This window comes from Acinetobacter sp. CIP 102529, assembly GCF_000368325.1.
Lineage (GTDB): Bacteria > Pseudomonadota > Gammaproteobacteria > Pseudomonadales > Moraxellaceae > Acinetobacter > Acinetobacter parvus.
In genome coordinates this window covers 99,028-117,114 of record NZ_KB849354.1, presented here as the reverse complement: position 1 = coordinate 117,114, position 18,087 = coordinate 99,028, and the positions used below count along the sequence as shown (strand labels likewise).

Here is an 18,087-nt window from a genome sequence, read left to right as displayed (position 1 = left end):
CAAAACACATATTTTTTAATTTCTTGTAACATTTCCATGCAAATCACGCTAAATTATTGCCTTGTCTAAGCGGCATGCTTTACTACAATGGCTAATTGAAAAAGAACTAGCGTGAGTTGACTGGAAGTTTTTATGTATAAATCGAGCACATTGGTGTGGCAAACATCTGCAACATCATTATTCAAAATTACTGTACTCACTTCCGCTCTAGCCGCGTTGGGAATGACCACAGGTTGTTCATCAACCCCTCAGACAAGCAAGGTTTCATCTTCAAAACAAGTGGGTTCAGGCCTTTTGGATGCAAACAGTCTGGATTCTCTGGAAGACCTGCTTTCCGCAACCGATATGCGTGCGGTGGAAGGCGACCGTCTTTTAGTCTTGAAACATGGTGATGTCTGGAAACGGATGACTGTGGGTTTCAAGATGGACTTAAACCGTTGGGACTCGCGTATCGAGGCGCAGCGTAGCTGGTTTATTTCCCGTCAACCTTATCTGGACCGTTTAAGTGCGCGTGCCAGCCGTTATTTATACCACACTGTAAAAGAGGCTGAACGCCGTGGTATGCCGACTGAATTGGCACTTTTGCCCGTAATTGAAAGCTCTTATGACCCAGCGGCAACCAGTAGTGCGGCAGCCGCGGGTTTGTGGCAGTTTATTCCAAGTACGGGACGTATCTACGGTTTGCAGCAAACCAGTTTATATGATGGCCGCCGTGATGTGGTTGAGTCCACACGTGCCGCTTATGAGTTTTTAGGCAGCTTATATAATCAATTTGGTTCTTGGGAACTGGCACTGGCTGCCTATAATGCAGGGCCAGGTCGAATCCAGCAGGCAATTAACCGTAATAAGGCGGCTGGGTTGCCAACTGACTACTGGTCCCTGAAACTGCCACAGGAAACCATGAACTATGTTCCCCGTTTTCTGGCGGTTGCACAAATTATTAAAAACCCAGGCGCTTATGGTGTGGCATTACCACCAATTGCCAACCGACCTCACTTTCGTGAAGTTGCCTTGTCCGCGCCGCTTGAGTTAAACCAGATTGCCTCGATCACGGGATTAAGCCGTGCTGAACTGTATACATTGAACCCAGCCTACCGTGGTGAGATGGTTGACCCGATGAGTCCAATGCGCATCCTGATTCCTGCGGACTTAAGTCCATCGATTGATGGAAAATTACGTTCTGGCAAGGCAGGTTCTGGTGGATTCTGGGCAAGTAGTGCGTCGCCACCTGCAATGAACCCATTAACCAGCTCAACCACAGTACGCACAACCACCTCAACTATAGGCAATGTGGGGCAAATCGTTAAGCCATCCACCACACCACCGCCACCATTAACCACGAAGACCAATACTGTACCCGTTACCACAACAACAAAAACGCCGACCAAGATTGCTACTCCTATGGGTTCAAATGCCTTGGCCTCTTTTGCCGCGGCGGCGGACGTGCCGAGTGCACCGCGTATTCCTGTGGCGATTACACCAGCACCAAATGTTAAGCCTGTCAGAATTGAACCACCAATTTCAATGCAGGAGCGCGAGCAGATTGTTGCTGCTGTGAAGCAGGAAGGTGTGAAAAAAACCGTAACACAAGTGCTAGAGCCGCAGGCAACACAGGCTGAAAAAGATCAGGTGGTTGCTGAAATTAAGGCCATTGCCCCACAGGGAACAGAAATTGTTGATCCATTTGATGGCAAGATTAAGCTGACCGCGATTCAGACCAGCCAATCGGTTGCCGATCAGAAAGGTCAGGAAGTCAGCAAGGGCTTTGCTTATCCAAAAACCTTGGCTGAAAGCCCAGAAATTGCCAATAGTGAAGATGCCAAGCGTAATCAGGGTAAGCCTTACATCAAGACCGATACCGATGTTGTGGTGGTCGCACCAAAAGGCAAGCGCAGTACCTATACCGTTCAACCAGGTGATACACTGGCCTCAATTGCCCAAAAGAATGGGGTGAACTGGCGTGACATTGCCAAATGGAACCAGATTGATCCAACAGGAACACTGTTTGTCGGGGCAAGCCTGTATCTCTATGATGCAAAACCACAAGCTGATACCTCCAAAGCAGTGGAAAGCAAGCCAGAAAGTTATGTGGTGCAGTCAGGTGATAGCCTGACCAATTTGGCGGCGCGTTTTGATCTAAGTCTTAAACAATTGGCCGACTATAATAATCTCTCTATAACGGACGGCTTGTTTGTAGGGCAAAAGCTCACATTGGTTGAGCCTAAAACCAATACGCGTAACAATCAACAAACAGTACGTGTGCCAGAGACAAAGACATCCACAGCCCAAAAAGTGGCGACCAAGTCCTATACGGTGAAACGTGGTGAATATCTCAAACTGATTGCGGACCGCTATGCCTTGTCGAATCAGGAGCTGGCTGATTTAACGCCAGGACTGACATCGGGTAGTAACTTGTTGGTGGGGCAAAAAATTAATGTACCCCTGCACGAGGTGTCACAAACTGAGGATAATGTCGAGCCTAAAAATACGGTTAAGTATGAAAATGTAAGTGCATCAACCAGCTACAAGACTGAGAACTACACGGTTCAACGCGGTGATACCTTATCCAGTATTGCGACAAAATCAAAAATCACCCTGAATGAATTGGCCGAGTTAAATAAGCTGAAGTCCAATAGTAGTGTTCGTCTAGGGCAGACCATCAGGATTCCAGCAGGTTCAACTGTTCCTGAGCAATATGTGGTTCAGTCTGGCGACAGCCTCAATGCAATTGCCAGCAAATATGACCTGACCGTCAACTATATTGCGGACTTGAATGGACTGGAGAGAACGGCTGGTGTGCGTGTTGGTCAGCGTTTAAAACTCACGGGTGATGCGCCAACTAAGGCAAATAATAGCAGTGCCAAAGCCAAAGAAGACAGTGTGCCAGATACTTACACAGTGAAGTCTGGAGATACTTTAACCAGTATTGCGAACCGCTATGCCTTACAGCTTGAAGATGTTGCTGCCTTAAACAACTTGTCTCGTGACAGTAATGTTCGTATTGGACAAAAACTTAAACTGACAGGTGATTTACCGAAAACTGAATCTGCCAAAGCGGATAATAGTAAAAATAGTGCCAACACCAAGGCGGTATCAAGCAAGAACACCGAAAAATATACAGTGAAAGCAGGTGAGTCACTGAACAGCATTGCCAGCCGTTTAGGCATGTCTGGACGTGAACTGGCAGAGTTGAATGATCTAAAAGCCACTACCAGCCTGCAACGTGGTCAGAGTATCTCCATTCCAAAAACGGTAACAGAGTATAAGGTAAAACGTGGTGATACCTTGATTGGTCTGGCGAGTAAGTATGGCATGGAAATTAATGCACTGGCTGAGATGAATGATCTTACCCCAAAAACTCAATTGCGTATTGGTGATGTGATTAAAGTCCCGAACCTGTAATTGCGCATGATTGCGTTGCTTGCTAGCAAGAGGCTTAGTCTATTGTATGGACTAAGCCTTTTTGCTCAGTTCTCATTTGCAGCCGTACATACCACGCCTTATTTGGCAATGCATGTGACCCCAAAATACGCACAATTACACGCCATGCCTTATGCCAATCCGAATGCACCGAAAGGTGGAGTGCTTAGCCAATCCAGTCTGGGAACGTTTGACAATTTAAATAGCATGAATGGTAAAGGCAGTGCCACAGAGGGCGTGAATTATCTATTTGATAGTCTGATGGACCGTTCTTTGGATGAGCCACGGGTGATGTATCCCCTATTGGCCGAAAAAGTCAGTTATGATCCTGATGACCTGCGATTTGTAATTTTCCACCTCAATCCTAAAGCCCGTTTCAATAATGGTCAGCCTGTCACCGCAGACGATGTTAAATTTACTTTTGATACCTACCAGACCAAAGCCAATCTGGGTTTTCAAATGTATTTGTCCGATTTGGCAAAAACAGAAGTCATTTCCAGGTATCAGGTTAAATTTATTTTTAAATCCAGGAATAATGTGGAAATGCCGCTGATTGTGGCAAGCCTACCCATCTATTCCAAGCAGGACTGGAGCAATAAGGATTTTACCCGTATTACTTTGCAGCCAATTGTAGGATCTGGACCTTATATGCTGGAGCGTATTGATGCAGGGCGGAGTATAAGCTATAAACGTAGTCCAAATTATTGGGCCAGAGACTTGCCTGTCAATAAAGGGCGTTATAATTTTGATCGGCTGAAATATGTCTATTACCGTAATTTAGAGGTCAGTTTTGAGGGTTTTAAATCCCGACAATTTTATTTATACGAAGAAAAAAATATCCGTAACTGGATAACCGCTTACCATTTTCCAGCGATGCAATCGGGCTGGATCAAAAAGTATAAAGCCCGTCTAGGTACGCCCTTAGATATTCAAAGTCTGGTATTTAATATTCGCCGTTCACCTTTAAATGATATTCATCTGCGTAAAGCTTTAACCTATGCCTACGATTTTGAATGGCAAAATAAAGCATTATTTTTTAATCAAAACCGACGTTTACAAAGCTATTTTGATAATACGGATTTGGCTGCAACAGGCAAGCCTAGTACAGCAGAATTAAACATCATTCAGCCTTTTCTGAAACGGCTTGATCCTGTCATGCGACAAGGTGTGTTGGCCGATTGGCATTATCCTGTATCGGATGGCAGCGGTTTTAACCGTCAGAATTTATTGATTGCCCAAAAAATTCTAAAAGATGCGGGCTATATGATTCGCAATGGCAAGTTATATGATCGGCAGGGCAAACTGATTCAAATTGAACTGCTCATGCAACTGGAAAATCCACAACGTGAGTTGATGCCCTTTGTACGTAATTTGAATCGTTTAGGGATTCAGGTCAAGCTGAGGCAAGTGGATGTGCCGCAGTATATGGAACGGATTCGCCGTCAGGACTTTGATATGATGGTGATGAAAATGCCACAAACTTTAACCCCAGGTAAGGAACAGGCGCAGTTTTGGAGCAGTGCTGCCGCAGATGAGTCGAATAACTATAATTATTCAGGAATTAAGAATCCTGCGATTGACCAGATGATTGACAAGATTGTGGCTGCCAAACACCGTGATGAAGTAGTGCTGTATACCCGTGTGCTGGATCGTTTGTTGCGGGCAGGCTATTATCAAATCCTGACTTATGGCAAGCCTGAACGCTGGTTTGCCTATTGGGATATCTATCAGCAGCCTAAAATTAAACCAAAACTTTCAGTGGGTTGGGAGTATTGGTGGGTGGATGCAGATAAAGCCAGCAAGCTAGACCAAGCTATCCAAAAACATCAATGAAAATAATCAAGGATATTTAAATGTCTCACTATATTCTGAAAAGAATGTTATTGATGATTCCCACATTATTTTTCATTGTGTTGATTAACTTTATGATTGTGCAGATTGCGCCAGGTGGACCTGTCGAACAAGCCATTCAACAAATACAAAATGCACAGGGTTTAGGTACAGGAACAAGCGCTTCATCTAGCCTAAGTAACTTGGCGCAATATCAGGGCGCGCGTGGTCTCAGTCCTGAAATGGTTGATAAAATTAAAGCACAATATGGTTTTGATCGTCCTGCGTATGAACGTTTCTGGTTGATGATCAAGGGATATTTAACATTCGATTTTGGTACAAGCTTTTTTAAGGATAAACCTGTTACGCAACTGCTTTATGAAAAACTGCCTGTCACTTTGTCTCTAGGCTTGTGGAGCACTTTCCTGATTTACCTGATTGCGATTCCATTGGGGATGAAGAAAGCCAAAAAAAATGGTCTGGTGTTTGATCAATCGACTTCCTTGTTATTGGCTGTCAGTTATGCCATTCCATCGTTTGTGTTTGCCATTGTGTTGATTGTATTTTTTGCAGGTGGCAGTTATTTGCAATGGTTTCCATTACAAGGTCTGGTTTCAGAAAATTTTGCCCAACTCAGTCTATTGGAAAAAATTAAAGATTATCTCTGGCATATGTGCTTGCCGATTTTGAGTATGGTGTTAGGCAGTTTTGCAGCCTTGACCTATCTGACTAAATATTCATTTGTGGAAGAATTGCAAAAACCTTATGTGCTGACCGCACGGTCTAAAGGTTTAAGTGATCGTCAGGTGCTCTATGGTCATGTCTTTCGTAATGCAAGCTTGGTGATTGTGGCAGCTTTACCTGAAGCATTGGTCGGGATTTTCTTTGTCGGTAATTTATTTATCGAGATTATTTTTAATCTTGATGGCATTGGTTTATTAGGGTTTGAGGCGATTACTCAACGTGATTATCCAGTGATTTTCGGCACCTTATTTTTATTCAGCTTGTTTGGCATGATCCTGCGTTTAATTGGCGATTTGCTTTATCAAGTGATTGATCCTCGGATTGATTTTGAAGCAAGAGGTGGTAAATAATGTCGCCTTTAATGCAGCAGCGTTTCCATCGTTTTCGACAAAATAAATTGGGTTTTCGCTGTTTAATCGTATTTCTGATTATTTTTATCCTGTCTTTATGTGCGGAATTTATTGCCAATGATCGTCCTTTATTGGTTCGTTATCAGCAGTCACTTTATTTTCCTATATTAAAAGATTATCCAGAAACCACGTTTGGTGGACAATTTGAAACCGCAACCGATTATCAAGACCCTGCGGTCAAACAGTTAATTCAGCAACAGGGCTGGATGCTTTCTCCACCTGTGGCATTTTCCTATCAATCACCCAATTTATCCCTTGCCGTGCCGGTACCCTCAAAACCAAGCTTACAAAACTGGCTCGGAACTGATGATCAGGGGCGAGATGTATTTGCCCGAATCTTATATGGTTTACGCCTTTCCTTATTGTTTGGATTGGCTTTGACTGTATGTTCGGCTGTGATTGGCATTATGGTTGGCGCAATACAAGGCTATTATGGAGGCTGGATTGATCTGATTGGACAACGCATTTTGGAAGTGTGGGGTGGTTTGCCCATGCTGTTTATCGTGATGATTCTGGTGAGTATGTTTAGCCCTAGCGTGTATTGGCTTTTTCTGATTATGCTACTGTTTGGCTGGACAGAACTGGTGGGATTGGTGCGTGCTGAATTTTTACGTGCCCGAAATTTTGATTATGTGAGGGCTGCGCAAGCGTTGGGCGTGAGTGATAGTCAGATTATTTTCAAGCATATTTTACCCAATGCCATGAGTTCCAGTCTGTCGCAGATTCCTTTTATGTTGACCGCCAATATCACTGCCTTAACTGCGCTAGACTTCTTGGGTTATGGTCTACCGCCTGATGCCGCGTCGTTAGGTGAACTCTTGTTACAAGGCAAAAATAATCTGGAGGCACCGTGGCTGGTGTTATCTGGCTTTTTTACTTTGGCGATTGTGTTGTCCTTGTTGATTTATATTGGGGAGGCGGCACGTGATGCATTTGACCCAAGACGTTAAGCCGTTGTTAAAAGTGCAGCAGCTTTGCATTGTCAATGAAACAGGGCAGGCCTTGCTGGATGATTTAAATTTCGAGCTCTATCCAGCTCAGACGTTGGCAATGGTGGGCGAAAGTGGTTCAGGTAAATCCATCAGTGCTTTGGGATTATTGGGTTTATTGCCTGAAACTTTAATTGTGCAAGGTGTGGTGCAATTTAAAAATGATGATCTATTAAAGCTTAGCCAGCAACAATTACAGCAGCTTCGTGGCAAAGGTATTGCCATGATTTTTCAGGAACCCATGACCGCACTCAATCCATTACATAAGGTGGAAAAGATCGTTGGTGAAAATCTGATTTTGCAAGGTCTGTCCAAAGCAGAAGCTCAGCAAAAAGTGATCAATTTACTACATGATGTGGGCATTGAGGATGCACAGCAGATTCTAAAATCCTATCCACATCAGCTTTCGGGTGGGCAACGACAGCGTATCATGATTGCAATGGCGCTGGCTTTAGAACCTGATATTTTAATTGCCGATGAACCCACCACCGCTTTAGATGTGATGTTGCAGGCACAGATTTTGGAATTACTTAAAAAGCTGCAACAGCAACGCAACATGGCGATGATTTTGATTAGCCATGACCTCAATCTGGTCAAACGTTATGCTGATCATGTGCTGGTTTTGAATAAAGGCAAAGTCGAAGAGCAAGGTACAATTGCTGAAATTTTTGACCAGCCAAAAACGGAATGTACCCGAAATTTACTCAATCACGATTTTGGACAGGCTTTGGTATTGGAATCAGCAGAAACGTTATTAAGGCTTGAATATGTCACGGTAAAATATCCAATTAAACACGGCTTATTCAACCAGATTAAGTACGATAAAGTAGCAGCCGAAGCGATTAATCTGGAATTAATGCAGGGTGAGGCATTAGGCATCGTCGGGGAGAGTGGTTCGGGAAAATCTTCTTTAGCTTTGGCAATTGCACGTCTGATTGCCAGTGAGGGAGACATTATTTTTCAGGGCAAAAATTTAAACCAATTGAATCAAAAACAACTTAGACCTTTACGAAGTGATTTTCAGATCGTATTTCAAGACCCTTTGAGCAGCTTAAATCCACGTATGACAGTTGAACAGATCATTGGGGAGGGCTTAAAGCTTAGATCAATTTCCAAAATATTGATTACAAATAAAATTGAAGAAGTACTGAGTAAAGTTGAATTATCAATAGAGTCTAAGCATTCATATCCACATCAACTGTCTGGTGGGCAACGGCAAAGAGTGGCATTGGCAAGGGCTTTGGTGTTACAACCCAAACTTATTATATTGGATGAACCCACCTCAGCACTGGATCGCAGTACACAGCGTGCCATGATCCAATTGTTACGCCGATTACAGCAGCAAGACCAGATCAGTTACATCTTTATCAGTCATGACTTACAAGTCATTCAAGCGCTCTGCCAAAAGATCATGGTCATGCGCCAAGCCAAAGTTGTGGAATATCAAGCAACAGCACTTCTGTTTAACCAGCCTCAAACAGAATATACACAACAGTTGATCACAGCCAGCCAGTACGGAGCATCTTGTAATTAAACTGACATATGATATTGTCAATTTATCGGAAGATAGCTTGACATCAACAATAATCAGATTAAATTGGAGTAAATACTCTAATTGTAGCAGAGGATGACCATGAGTCAGATTGCAGACAGTATCCAGATTCGTAATACCACATTTAAAAACCGTATTATCAAAGGTGCCATGAGTGAAGCACTTGCCAACCATGATGGACAACCGAATGATTTGCATATCGGTTTATATGAGGCTTGGGCAAAGGGTGGTTTAGGTTGTGCCATTACAGGCAATGTGATGGTGAGTATCGCTGCCAAGAATGAACCTGGTGTGGTTGTAATTGAAACTGAACGTGATTTGGCAAAATTACAGCAGTGGGCGGCAGTGGGTAAAAAATACGGGATGGTACAATTGATTCAATTGTCACATCCAGGTCGTCAATGTCCAAAAGGTTTGAATAAGGAAACGGTTGCACCCTCGGCTGTGCCATTTAGCCCAATGCTGGCCACCATGTTTGGTACGCCTCGTGAACTAAAACATGAAGAAATTCTGGATATTATCCAGCGTTTTGCCACAGCAGCAGCCATTTGTGAAAAAGCAGGTTTTGAGGGCGTGCAACTACACGGTGCGCATGGTTATCTGATCAGCCAGTTTTTATCGCCACTGACCAATAAACGTACTGATCAATGGGGTGGTTCAATTGAGAATCGCAGCCGCTTCTTATTAGAAATTTATAAGGCGGTACGTGCTGCGACTTCTGAGAATTTTATCATTTCAGTGAAATTAAACTCGGCAGACTTTCAGCGCGGTGGCATTAGTGAAGAAGACGTGATTTATGTCTTTAAGGCGATGGATGCAGTCGGGATTGATATTATTGAAGTTTCTGGTGGAACCTATGAGGCACCAGCCATGGCGGGGGTAAAAGCAGAGAAACGTAAAGCGTCAACGGTTGCCCGTGAAGCCTATTTCCTCGACTTTGCCGAAAAGATCCGTCAGGAAGTTAATTGTCATTTAATGGTGACGGGGGGCTTCCGTACCGCAGCAGGTATGAACGCAGCTCTGGATAGTGGCGCATGTGATTTCATCGGTATTGCACGTCCATTTGCGGTCGAGCCTGATCTGGGTAACCGTCTGGTTGCAGGACAGGATGTACGTTATGCAGTGGAGAAAATTAAAACCGGTATTCCAATGATCGATAAAATGGCGATTATGGAAATTATTTGGTATGCCGCGCAATTTAAAGAAATTGCTAAAGGTAATCGACCAAATCCAAAGCTGTCACCTTTAAAGGTATTTTTAAATTATGTAAAAGGCAATGTGAAAGCTGTGATTAAAGGTCAGATCAATTCACGTAAATCGGCTTGATTTGCATAATGCATTGAAGCAAAAAACAGGGCATATAAAAGGCCCTGTTTTTAATGAACTATCTTTTTAAGAATAAGTCATGGCTTGAGTCTGAAAAGGGAAGAGTAGCTGGGAAAGCTGACGTGTTGCCCACAAGCCCACTTCCTGATGATGCATATGCGGTGCCACATAAGGAATCAATAAATCAATTTTTTGTTCGGCAGCAGCACAGCGATTCAGACGGCTTTTCAGTTGATGGATCTGTTGCTGGTCGATACGGTTCAACACCAGTTCCATCTGGTTATGTACTTGAGATCTGCTGCGTGATGACAGACGAGCAGCAAAAGTCTCACCTTGAATCCAGTCTTTAATAATCTGTTTTTCACTGGCATTAAATACACCAAACATTTTGCCATCTGGATCATCAATCATTTTCCAGAAACGACTTTGTTCAACAGGTGCATCTCTTACAATCCAGCCTTTTTCAATCATGACTATCAGGAAGTCCGCAATCTGTGCCGGATCGGATAACCATTCATTAATGGTCTTGCCTCTAAACTGGCATTTCTGGTTATGGATATATTGTCCAATCAGCGCTTTGTTCTGGAACACTTTCAAAGCCAGTTTTTCAGTATCCAGTTGCTTGATGATCTGGGTAGAACTTTTACCAATGTCATTCAGCACATAACCTTTTTTAATCAGATCAAGATACTGAGCAGGATCTTCAGCGAGTGCATATTGATCTAAATACGCTTGCAGCGATTTTTGTGCATGACCATTGTGAGCATTATCAATGGTAATGTGTACATTGAAGTAATGTGGATCAATACCCAGTTCAGACAGCTCATAATTGGTAACTAACAGGTGTAAGGGCAGCTGCTCATAACCCAGATTAAAACCAATGACTAACGGTAAATATTCTGGCGGTGCATAAGCTAGTGCCAGTTGAACGGCTGCCTGTTCATAATAACTGGCATCTAACTGTTCAGCATAGCTGTTCAACTCATAATGATTCAGCAAGTCCTGATACATGGTGACATGATTGGCGCGGGTATGACCCAAGCCCAGTTCTTCCAGATAGATATAAATCAGGTCTTTGTTTTCCGGACGATTCCAGTTTTGCACAGTTGAATACAACCATGAGCCGTCTACCAGTTTTACAGGTGCGACTTTGGCCAAGAACTCAAATGCATGTGACACAGTCGGGAAGTATTCACGTCCTTGCTGCTGTTTACGCCGTTCTACATACGATTGGAAAATTGCGCAGGTTTGGTGGTGCTGTTCCAGAAAATGTTGCTCTACATGTCTGGGTTGATCCAGCCATTCCAATCCAGCCACATCAACTTGATGGATTAAATCTCTTAAATAGTTCTCAGCCTGTTCGGTCTTTACTGTCGTCGAAATCTGTTGATCTTGAAAGAAGTTGACCCAATCTTTAAAGTTATTGAATTGATGATTATGATTTTTAATAGATGATTCAGGCGAACTTAACTTTGTACTGACGAACATAATCTGATCCTTGCAGATATATTATGCTTTCTACCTTAATGGCATGCTTATACCACCGGTGTTGATTTTTTGTTCGGATTTATAGTGCGATTGTTGTAAATGAAATTGAATGGATAACGAGTTGAAGAGAAATGTAAAAGAATAAGATTTTTGAATGAATTATTTATAAACAAATACAATTGCAATCGAGACAATTTGATCAAACATTAAAAAACAGGAATGAAGGAACATGCAATAAAAAAGCCCAAGTCATCATGCTTGGGCTTTTTTATGAGAAGTTAATTAAATTAACCATCTCGAATATGGCGTCCCTACGGGGATTCGAACCCCGGTTACCGCCGTGAAAGGGCGATGTCCTAGGCCTCTAGACGATAGGGACTTCTTGAGGTGGGGGTATATTAGGGTTCTGTCACCAAAGTGTCAAGAAGATGGGGAGACAGTTTGTTCAAAATATAGCAAAACAGTTCAGCCGTCTTCTGGGTATCGTATAGGGCGGAATGTGCCTCCTTGCCATCAAACTCAATTCCCGCCTGAATACACGCCCGCGCCAACACAGTTTGGCCAAACATGACCGCACTGAGTGTTACGGTATCAAACACAGAGAAGCTATGAAAAGGATTCTGGTTCTTTGTTCCAGTACGGGCAATTGCCGCCTGCAAGAAACCTAAATCAAAATGGGCATTGTGTCCGACCAAAACCGCATGGGTACAATGCTGTGCCTTACGAACCTCGTTCAATGATTTGAAAATACGTTTCAATGCGCCACGTTCGTCTTCCGCCATCGCCACACGCATTGGATTAAATGGATCAATCCCAATAAAATCTAAAGAACGGCGGTCAAGGTTCGCTCCCTCAAAAGGATTGATATGGGCATGAAATGATGGTCCAGGAATAAATTGCCCTTGTTCATCATAGATAATTGGAATACATGCGATTTCCAGAAGTGCATCGGTTTGTGCATTAAAACCTGCTGTCTCCACATCAACAACAACAGGTAGGAATCCACGAAAACGCTGGGCAATTACAGGAGCTTTACTTTCTGCTTGTGTCACACTTTTCTCCATTGCAGTGTTTTTCCTGCATGAAGTGGAATAATTTTCTGACCATCAAGATAGTCAAATGATTCAGCTACGGTATTTTCTTCCTTGACCAGCGTGATGGTAGAGGTATTGCGTGGCAAACCATAGAAGTCAGCACCGAATATGCTAGCAAAACCCTCTAGCCGCTCTAATTTACCCACTTGGTCAAATGCCTGAGCATACAATTCAATCGCATTCGGTGCACTATAGCAACCTGCACAACCACAGGCATTTTCCTTGGCATGTTGTGCATGAGGTGCACTGTCTGTCCCTAGGAAGAATTTTGGATTACCGCTGGTTGCAACTTCCAGTAATGTGGTTTGATGAGTTTGACGCTTTAAAATCGGCAGGCAGTAAAAATGTGGCTTGACCCCACCAACCAACATATCATTACGGTTAAACAATAAATGTTGTGGAGTGATGGTCGCGGCAACATTGCGATCCTGCTCAAGCACAAAATTGGCTGCATCGCTGGTGGTGATGTGTTCCAATACCACCTTTAATTTTGGAAACTGTTTGAGTAGTGGTGAGAGTATTTCATCAAGGAAACGTTTTTCACGGTCAAAAATATCAACATGGTTGTGTGTTACTTCACCATGTAACAATAAAGGCACCTGATGTTCTTCAAGCTGTTCAATTACCGCATATACCTTGCGGATATCGCTAACCCCATTATCCGAATTTGTGGTGGCACCAGCAGGATAAAGCTTGATGGCATTCACAAATTCAGAGTCTTTAATTTTACGAACTTCGTCTGGAGGGGTATGATCAGTAAAATACAGCACCATACGTGGATCGAAATGGAGTCCCTCTGGCACATGGGCAAGAATACGATCGCGGTATGCCAAAGCTTCTTCTACAGTTTTGACTGGTGGAACAAGGTTCGGCATACAAATCGCGCGTGCAAATTGTTTTGCCAAATCAGGTACAGTGCGTTTTAGGGCTAAACCATCACGCAAATGTGCGTGCCAATCGTCTGGTTGTAAAAGTGTAAGAGTATTCAAGGCGTACTTCAAACTTAAAAATAATACAAATAATAATGCATATAGTGTGAAAATGGTAACTACAATTATGGATAAGTGGTTAACCAAAGCACATGACAAAATGCGATTTTGTGTTATTTTTATGCGGCATAAGAATAGTGCATTATAAAAAGAGTATTGAGGATGGATAACCAGTATGATCTTGATCAATTACGGAGGTCAAAAGAGGATCTAGAGCAGCTTGTTGCTCAGCATTTTAAATCAAATAACCGGCAGACCTTGCTCCCTAAAAAGTTGGAAGATGAGTTTTGGGCATTCAATATTGACCGAACACGTGTCAATGCCATTCAGTTTTTTGGTCAGGGTGTGATTACCTATACCATTTTTGTACTGTTGATCTTGCCCTCCAATTATTTTGTTCTTCGTGAAAGTCCACATTTTGTTCTCGATTTTATTTACAGCATTTTAAGTTTAATTGTTGTGGGGGCCGCACTGTTTTTATTCTGGGCTTTTTCCCGTTTTAGAAACCTAAGAGCTTTCTTTTATCCAGCCGCTTGTACGATTGTTTTTTTTACCATTGTACTGACTTCATCGCTGATGATCGGGGTCTCCAATGTGGTGTTGCAGAACCAGGCAATGGTGCTGGTTGCTTTCTTATACATGCTGGGCTTTATCCTGAGTGGTATCAAACCCTTGCATATGTTGTGGATCGGTTCTTTTGCGGCAATTGTTACCCTGTTTTTTCTTTATTTTTTAAATATTCCCTATGACCTTTTGATGATAGGTCGGAACTTTATTGGAAGCCTGCTCCTGGGTTTTTCCATCAGTGTAATGCTGAATTCTAAAGAGCAACGGATTTTTATAAAATCAAAAATATCTGAGATTGATGAGAAAATTCTACGCTTACAGGCCTCCGAACTGCTCCATCTAAGTCAGCATGATGAACTGACCAATGTGTCGAATCGTCGTACTTTTGAGGAAATGTTTACCCATTACTATAACCTGGCATGTAAGGAAAGCACGTCGTTATCTGTGCTGTTTATCGATATTGATTATTTTAAAAACTACAACGATTTTTATGGTCATCAGATGGGGGATCAGGTGATTTCTGAAGTCGCAAAAACCATAAAAAGTTCGATTCGCCATATGGATTTTATTGCACGTTATGGGGGAGAGGAATTTGTGGTGCTGTTGCCTGAAACTTCTGCTCAAGGTGCGTATGCGGTTGCAACCAATATTTACCGCGCCATTGACCGATTAATGATTGTACATGAGAAATCACTGGTCTCTAATTATGTCACCATTAGTTTGGGCATTACCGTTTTTAATGGTAATCCTAAAATCAGTCAGGATGTTCTGATTCAAACTGCGGATAAAGCATTATATCGAGCAAAGAAATTAGGGCGAAATCAAATTTACTATCAACCATTGCCTATTGTTGAATAAAACTTGGCAATTAAAAAAACCGAATATTAGTAAACAATATTCGGTTTTAATTTACTTGGAATAACCCTGAAATTATTCAAGGAATTTTACGGTTACACCTGAACGGACTTTATTCCCCAAGTCATTGGCATCCCAGTTGGTTAAACGGATACAACCATGTGAGGCGGTCTTGGAAATTAATGATGGGTTTGGCGTACCATGAATACCAAATGATTTTTTACTTAAACCAATCCAGATATTGCCCACAGGTGCGTTGGGACCAGGTGGCAAGGTCAGTGGCTTAAGGTTTTTCCCCTGAACAAAGTTGGATGGTGAGTAGCTATAGTATGGGTTTTTCGCAACACCGACCACTTTATAGGTACCTGTTGGAGAAGGCGTGTCAGCACTGCCAATTGTCGCAGGAAATGAAGCAATCATTTGGTTACGGCTATTAAACAGATAAAGCTGTTTTGCGCCTTTATGTGCCACGATTAAATGGATGTCTTCAGGCAAGTCGTTACGCACATTGGCAACAACGATTTTTTCACCTGGTTTTTTGAATGTTGCGTTTGGGTTTAACTGTCTCAGGAATTTTTCATCCATGTGAAACTTTTCACCGAGCATTTCTGTCACGCGTGTGTAGTAAAGGCCTTTCATTTTAGCTTGCAGCGCATAATCTGATGGGATTGAGTCTGCATACGGACCTTTAAAATCAGCATCGGTTGTGGTGTATTCAACATAGGCTGGTTTGGTTTGCTTGGAAACCAGTGCATCCCATGTTTCCTTGGTGAGTTCACCTGTTGGGGTGATGCCATTCATTTGCTGGAATGACGCAATCGCTTTCAGCGTGTTTTTACCATTGGCACCATCAATCGCACCTGGTGACGCATGTGCATTGTTCAGCATGACATGGGCACGTGCATAAGCAGGAGATTGGCCTTTTGGCATATTCTCAGACCACTCGGCATTATTAAGCGAGTCTAGGTTCCAGCTTGTAGACACTGACTTGGATGTTGCTGCTGAATCTGGGGCTTTTTCCAGATTCTGGGAAACGGTTGAGGCGGCATTATTGGGTTGTGGTTCAGAAGCCGCCTGTGGTTCTGAGGCTGCCTGCGCAACCGCACTTGAAGATGACGCAACATTAATTGCTAAAGGATCAATTGGATCTTCAACTGAGGTCGAAATTTTTTTGGGATTTAAAGGTTGCTCAGTTGTTGGTGCAGCTAAAGCAACATTAATCAGAATAGAACTTAAACTCACAGCGAGTAATGAGCGAACAAACATGCAATTTAACCTTAAGAATTATTCATATTGAGATTGAGGGTCTGTCAACGTTTCACACATACTTGCGACAGAAGACATTTTTTAGACGGTACAAGGCATGACTTATGAAATTTAGCTATTCTAAATGAATAAGGCATAACGCAGTAGCGGCAAAAAATGTCCCTGTCCCGCAGGGTTATGGCTAAAAATTCCCTAAACTGCGTTATGAAACTTGACAAGGGAGTCACCATTGCCTGCGTTTCATGCCTTGTTTATGTCGTTTTAGCCTATAACGCAAGGCATGGCTGAAATGTTGACAGACCCTAACATATTACAAGTATTACAGAAAATAATTACGCTTGCAGTAGCAGTTTAGTGTCAAAGCGAAATTTTTGTTTAAAGGTGTAATGTTTGTATGGAATTGAAATTATAAATTCCAGGCTAACTTTGTTATGATGCGTTCCACATGAAAGAATTTAGAGATTGGTCATGACAACGTTGAAAAATGATCGTTTTTTACGAGCTTTATTACGTGAACCTGTAGACACCACACCTGTATGGATGATGCGTCAGGCAGGGCGTTATTTACCAGAATATCGAGAAACTCGCGCACAGGCAGGGGATTTCCTATCTCTATGTAAAAATACAGAATTTGCCTGTGAAGTTACTTTGCAGCCTTTACGCCGTTATGAACTGGATGCCGCAATTCTATTTTCTGATATTTTAACCGTGCCTGATGCGCTGGGATTGGGATTGTATTTTGAGGCGGGGGAAGGGCCAAAGTTTCATAAAACAGTACGTACGGAACAGGATGTCGCCAACCTGCCGAAAATCAATGCCAAGTCTGACCTGGCCTATGTTATGAATGCCGTTTCAGCCATTCGATCTGCTTTAGGCGGACACGTCCCTTTAATCGGTTTTTCTGGAAGCCCATGGACTTTAGCCACTTATATGGTGGAAGGCGGTTCCAGCAAGGAATTCCGCTTTATCAAGAATATGATGTATGCACAGCCAGAAGTGTTACATGCCTTACTTGATCATTTAGCCGATTCAGTGATTGATTACCTCAATGCACAGATTGATGCAGGCGCACAGGCCATTCAGATTTTTGATAGTTGGGGGGGCGCGCTGGCACATCGGGAATATATTGAATTTTCATTGAACTATATGACCAAGATCATTGCTGGACTTCAGCGTGAAAAAGATGGCCACCGTATTCCGATTATTGTCTTTACCAAAGGTGGTGGACAATGGCTGGAAGCCATGCTGACAACAGGTGCAGATGCATTTGGACTGGACTGGACAACGCCACTTTATACTGCAAGAGACGTGGTTGCAGAACGAGCCGCCTTGCAGGGGAATCTTGACCCAGCTACGCTTTATGGTTCGACGGCATCCATTGAAAAATCGGTCAAAGCCATGCTGGATGATGCCTACAGCAATGGTGAAAAAACAGGTTATATTGCTAATTTAGGGCATGGTATTACCCAATGGGTCGATCCAGCCCAACCCAAGATTTTTGTGGATACCGTACATGAATATAGCGCGAAATATCTAGGCTGATATTTATAAGGCATT

At 42.8% G+C, this 18,087-nt stretch carries 12 protein-coding genes and 1 tRNA gene; 8 read left to right on the top strand and 5 right to left on the bottom strand.

What is annotated here, in order from left to right; all coding sequences use genetic code 11:
* Nucleotides 1–132: 132 nt before the first annotated feature.
* The 6 genes from F972_RS02830 to F972_RS02805 all read left to right on the top strand — a co-directional run bounded on the left by F972_RS02830 (nt 133) and on the right by F972_RS02805 (nt 10,271).
* Nucleotides 133–3,402, top strand: coding sequence for a LysM peptidoglycan-binding domain-containing protein (locus F972_RS02830; RefSeq protein ID WP_004681264.1), 3,270 nt, complete (start codon nt 133–135; stop codon nt 3,400–3,402).
* Between the two features lie 6 nt (nt 3,403–3,408).
* Entirely contained in the window at nt 3,409–5,253 is a 1,845-nt protein-coding gene (locus F972_RS02825; protein ID WP_004681261.1) for an extracellular solute-binding protein, read from the top strand.
* Nucleotides 5,254–5,273: 20 nt separating this feature from the next.
* Nucleotides 5,274–6,344 (top strand): microcin C ABC transporter permease YejB, encoded by a 1,071-nt coding sequence (yejB, locus tag F972_RS02820; RefSeq protein ID WP_004681260.1) that lies wholly within the window; start codon nt 5,274–5,276, stop codon nt 6,342–6,344.
* Nucleotides 6,344–7,354: an ABC transporter permease gene (locus F972_RS02815; RefSeq protein WP_004681259.1), complete on the top strand. Its 1,011-nt coding sequence runs from the start codon at nt 6,344–6,346 to the stop codon at nt 7,352–7,354. Before yejB ends, F972_RS02815 begins: the two co-directional genes overlap by 1 nt.
* The gene (locus F972_RS02810; protein WP_004681257.1) at nt 7,332–8,927 is read left to right on the top strand and encodes a dipeptide ABC transporter ATP-binding protein; all 1,596 of its coding nucleotides are present in this window, start codon (nt 7,332–7,334) and stop codon (nt 8,925–8,927) included. The genes F972_RS02815 and F972_RS02810 overlap by 23 nt, the downstream gene beginning before the upstream one ends.
* A gap of 99 nt (nt 8,928–9,026) precedes the next feature.
* The gene (locus tag F972_RS02805; protein WP_004681255.1) at nt 9,027–10,271 is read left to right on the top strand and encodes an NADH:flavin oxidoreductase/NADH oxidase family protein; all 1,245 of its coding nucleotides are present in this window, start codon (nt 9,027–9,029) and stop codon (nt 10,269–10,271) included.
* Between the two features lie 66 nt (nt 10,272–10,337).
* Here the strand turns inward: F972_RS02805 and F972_RS02800 are convergent, their stop codons facing one another.
* The 4 genes from F972_RS02800 to pyrC all read right to left on the bottom strand — a co-directional run bounded on the left by F972_RS02800 (nt 10,338) and on the right by pyrC (nt 13,842).
* Nucleotides 10,338–11,759, bottom strand: coding sequence for an iron-containing redox enzyme family protein (locus F972_RS02800; RefSeq protein WP_004681254.1), 1,422 nt, complete (start codon nt 11,757–11,759; stop codon nt 10,338–10,340).
* A gap of 303 nt (nt 11,760–12,062) precedes the next feature.
* Nucleotides 12,063–12,138 (bottom strand) — tRNA-Glu (locus F972_RS02795).
* A 19-nt stretch (nt 12,139–12,157) separates the two neighbouring features.
* On the bottom strand, nt 12,158–12,823 hold the full coding sequence (gene rnt / locus F972_RS02790; protein ID WP_004681252.1) for a ribonuclease T: 666 nt from the start codon (nt 12,821–12,823) through the stop codon (nt 12,158–12,160).
* Nucleotides 12,808–13,842, bottom strand: coding sequence for a dihydroorotase (gene pyrC / locus F972_RS02785; RefSeq protein ID WP_010589244.1), 1,035 nt, complete (start codon nt 13,840–13,842; stop codon nt 12,808–12,810). The genes rnt and pyrC overlap by 16 nt, the downstream gene beginning before the upstream one ends.
* A gap of 162 nt (nt 13,843–14,004) precedes the next feature.
* On the opposite strand from pyrC, the gene F972_RS02780 reads away from it, so the two are divergent.
* Nucleotides 14,005–15,267 (top strand): diguanylate cyclase, encoded by a 1,263-nt coding sequence (locus tag F972_RS02780; protein WP_004681250.1) that lies wholly within the window; start codon nt 14,005–14,007, stop codon nt 15,265–15,267.
* Nucleotides 15,268–15,339: 72 nt separating this feature from the next.
* On the opposite strand, the gene F972_RS02775 is transcribed toward F972_RS02780, so the two are convergent.
* Nucleotides 15,340–16,530, bottom strand: a complete 1,191-nt coding sequence (locus F972_RS02775) for a L,D-transpeptidase family protein (RefSeq protein WP_004681248.1) — start codon at nt 16,528–16,530, stop codon at nt 15,340–15,342.
* Nucleotides 16,531–16,998: 468 nt separating this feature from the next.
* On the opposite strand from F972_RS02775, the gene hemE reads away from it, so the two are divergent.
* Entirely contained in the window at nt 16,999–18,072 is a 1,074-nt protein-coding gene (gene hemE / locus F972_RS02770; protein WP_004681247.1) for a uroporphyrinogen decarboxylase, read from the top strand.
* Nucleotides 18,073–18,087: the final 15 nt, after the last annotated feature.

Coding starts and splice junctions, on each gene's coding strand:
- F972_RS02830 (WP_004681264.1), top strand. CDS start 133: ATGTATAAATCGAGCACATTGGTGTGGCAAACATCTGCAACATCATTA.
- F972_RS02825 (WP_004681261.1), top strand. CDS start 3,409: ATGATTGCGTTGCTTGCTAGCAAGAGGCTTAGTCTATTGTATGGACTA.
- yejB (WP_004681260.1), top strand. CDS start 5,274: ATGTCTCACTATATTCTGAAAAGAATGTTATTGATGATTCCCACATTA.
- F972_RS02815 (WP_004681259.1), top strand. CDS start 6,344: ATGTCGCCTTTAATGCAGCAGCGTTTCCATCGTTTTCGACAAAATAAA.
- F972_RS02810 (WP_004681257.1), top strand. CDS start 7,332: ATGCATTTGACCCAAGACGTTAAGCCGTTGTTAAAAGTGCAGCAGCTT.
- F972_RS02805 (WP_004681255.1), top strand. CDS start 9,027: ATGAGTCAGATTGCAGACAGTATCCAGATTCGTAATACCACATTTAAA.
- F972_RS02800 (WP_004681254.1), bottom strand. CDS start 11,759: ATGTTCGTCAGTACAAAGTTAAGTTCGCCTGAATCATCTATTAAAAAT.
- rnt (WP_004681252.1), bottom strand. CDS start 12,823: ATGGAGAAAAGTGTGACACAAGCAGAAAGTAAAGCTCCTGTAATTGCC.
- F972_RS02780 (WP_004681250.1), top strand. CDS start 14,005: ATGGATAACCAGTATGATCTTGATCAATTACGGAGGTCAAAAGAGGAT.
- F972_RS02775 (WP_004681248.1), bottom strand. CDS start 16,530: ATGTTTGTTCGCTCATTACTCGCTGTGAGTTTAAGTTCTATTCTGATT.
- hemE (WP_004681247.1), top strand. CDS start 16,999: ATGACAACGTTGAAAAATGATCGTTTTTTACGAGCTTTATTACGTGAA.